Here is a 2,667-nt window from a genome sequence, read left to right as displayed (position 1 = left end):
TCACAACGGCCTCCCCGGCCCCGATGTCACTCGCCACGTCAGTCATCAACTGTCGCTTCCAGCTCGGGAGTTACACCGCTCACCGTACAGACCCGTCCACAGGTCCGTTGCGAAGGCGAGGCACGTTATGGGGGAGGGGCCAGGACGGTTGCGAACTGCGTCTCGGTAGGCAGTGGGTGCTATGAGGTGCCGGGGCGCAGGCCATGCAGGCCGCGGCGCAGGCGGGAATGACTTCGACGTTCACCGCGACGCAGACCGGGACGTGGGCCGCGATGGCCACCGGCAGTGTCCTCCTGCTGGTCGGGATCTTCCTCGGCATGGCGATCGCCAGGGACTGACAGTCGGCCCCGCCCTACCGGGAGCCGCCCGCCTGGCGTTGCCGCCCCCGTCTGACCGGTGTGGTCCGGCGGGGCTGCCCGTTGCCGGGGCTGCCGTGGTCTTCGCAGAGAATCCAGGCGTTCACCTCACGTGGTCAACGTTCCCCATGTGCGCACGGGGGCGACCATGACGGTTGTGTGATCACTGTTTGCCTATGGGTACAGGGCACCGTTGCCAGGCCGGTGGTCGCTGTTTGTCGTGGCCGCGCCTTGACGCGTTGTTTAGATCGGTACACATGGGAACTCGGTGGGTGCAGACGATCTTGACGCTTTCCCAGCCCGGGGAGCACGGCAGGTGCTCCCCACGACAGCAAAAGGTGCCTTTCATGAGCGCGAACCCGGTTGGCAACGTAAGCCCCCACGCGGGTGACGGTGCGGCCGCTCACCGGCCGCGTCGACTGTCGACGGAGACGAAGGCGGCCTTCAAGACCACAGAGTTCTTCGCCTACATCGCTGCGGTCGTCGCGGTGCTGATCGCCTCCATGGTGGTAGGAGACGACGATGGCCACGCTGATTACTTCCGCGCCGACAAGGCGTGGCTGTACATCGTGATCCTCACGGTCGGCTACATGATCAGCCGAGGCCTGGCGAAGTCCGGCAGCCGCGATCCTTACGACGGCTGAGTACCTGCGCTCTGCGTCACGGAGTCCCCAGGAGCTGCAGCACGTAGACAATGGTGCGGGGCACCTCTGTCGATCCCGTGTTCCGCACCCTTGCATGGTGGCGAACTTGGTCCCCGCGTCTTCGGGCGGCGGGGACCATCCACGTCCGGGACCTGCAGCAAGTCACTGACCCGCCGGTCGCGGACGCGGCCCACGGCCCCACGGTAATCGCCCGCCGTCACTCGAAGGCTCGGCTACACGTCGGGCCAGTCCGTCGTGGGCGGCCGAGGTGTAGGGCCCAGCCGCCCGTGTATTCGTCCGGGTCGATCCGCAGGGCGTCCTGGACGTCGGCCCGGGTGATGCATCCGGTGCCCAGGTGCAGGGAGACCGAAGCTGCCGACCTATCCGGTTGGGCACCTCAGCTGGACACGTGACTAATCTGCCCCCCGACCTGCCGAGACTCCGGGTCCTGGAGACGGAGCTCGTCCTCACCCTCGACGGGGTCCGGCGGCAGATCGCGGTCGCCGAGCGGCGGGAGGCGGAGAGGCAGCGCAGCATCCAAGCCCGGCCGCCGGGGCCGGGCTGGCTGATCGAGAACAGCCTCAGCCTTGACGTGCCGCCCGTGTACGTACACGTCGGCGGCTGCCACATGGCGGGGAAACGGTCGAAAGGTGTGCCCCGCGCACAGGCGCTGCGGGCGCTCGCGGATCGGGTCGATCCTTGCCCGCACTGCCGTCCGGACAACGAGCTGGGGATCCTGGACTGATGCCTTGCGGTGACCGCATACGTTCGCCAGGTCGGCGACTCCCGGGGGCACGAGTAGTGTGGCCGGCCCGGGTGAACCTGAGCGGTCCCCGCGCAGGCCGCCTCGGACGTCCGGAATCTGATCGTGTCGACGTTGGGCCGCGTGCCCGACGCACCGAGCGTCGTCACCACTGGTTGCGGACACCAGGTGCCCTACGCGATGACCTCTGCCCGTCCGGAAAGTGTCACGTGCCTCGCCTGCCGGGAACATGCGCACCGGGAGTACCTGTGCTTCGCCGACCAGGTCGAGAGCCTGAGCCGGATGTCCGGTATGGCCATCACCGGTGACCAAGCGGCCGCGGCCGTGGCACGGCTCCGGCACCTCGCGAAGAGGTTCTCTGCCTGAGGTGCTGTCAACGCATCGGTTCGCCGTCACGGATCAAGCCGCGGTTTTGAGAGGGCACCCGCCCCAAAGCGCGTTGCCCTGCGCCCGTTCATGCCTGGTGATCACCCGGTTGGCTGCGCCTGTGGTGGGCCTGGCCGGGCAGGCGGGCATACGCGCGTCTGGGGTGCGATCCATCCTCTGGTGGTGTTCCGGGCGTGTGGGCGGGTGCCGCGGCTGATCCCGAGTCGGCCGCGGCGCCCGACCGTCTGCCGGCTGTCCCGTCTGCCTCCGGGTGCTGGTGAAGCGCACGGCCAGGCCGACAACCCCGCCGACGACCTCACCGGCAGCCGCTCGTTCGCTCGCGGGATCCGTCCGTAAATCCGCAGGTGATCACGCAATTCCTGCCGTGGTCGGTAGCCCGACATCCCCTCTACGCCCCCGGACCGCGCCCCACAGCAGTAAGAGGAAAAGGTGCCTCTATGGGCTTCGTCAAGCTGTAGCCGGGGTGGGTGGCTGGTAGAAGGTGCCGTCTCGGAGCATCGCGTAGAGGACGTCGATG

General features: G+C 68.1%; 3 protein-coding genes. All 3 read left to right on the top strand.

The window, feature by feature from the left end; genetic code table 11:
- The first annotated feature begins 703 nt into the window (after positions 1–703).
- The 3 genes from ACFYW5_RS37805 to ACFYW5_RS37795 all read left to right on the top strand — a co-directional run bounded on the left by ACFYW5_RS37805 (position 704) and on the right by ACFYW5_RS37795 (position 2,129).
- Positions 704–1,000, top strand: a complete 297-nt coding sequence (locus ACFYW5_RS37805) for a hypothetical protein (protein WP_389421673.1) — start codon at positions 704–706, stop codon at positions 998–1,000.
- A 409-nt stretch (positions 1,001–1,409) separates the two neighbouring features.
- Entirely contained in the window at positions 1,410–1,745 is a 336-nt protein-coding gene (locus ACFYW5_RS37800; RefSeq protein ID WP_389421672.1) for a DUF6233 domain-containing protein, read from the top strand.
- Between the two features lie 141 nt (positions 1,746–1,886).
- Positions 1,887–2,129, top strand: a complete 243-nt coding sequence (locus ACFYW5_RS37795; RefSeq protein ID WP_389421671.1) for a hypothetical protein — start codon at positions 1,887–1,889, stop codon at positions 2,127–2,129.
- Positions 2,130–2,667: the final 538 nt, after the last annotated feature.

This window comes from Streptomyces sp. NPDC002779 (genome assembly GCF_042888685.1).
In the GTDB taxonomy this organism is placed as follows: Bacteria; Actinomycetota; Actinomycetes; order Streptomycetales; family Streptomycetaceae; genus Streptomyces.
This window is presented reverse-complemented; position numbering and strand designations above follow the sequence as displayed.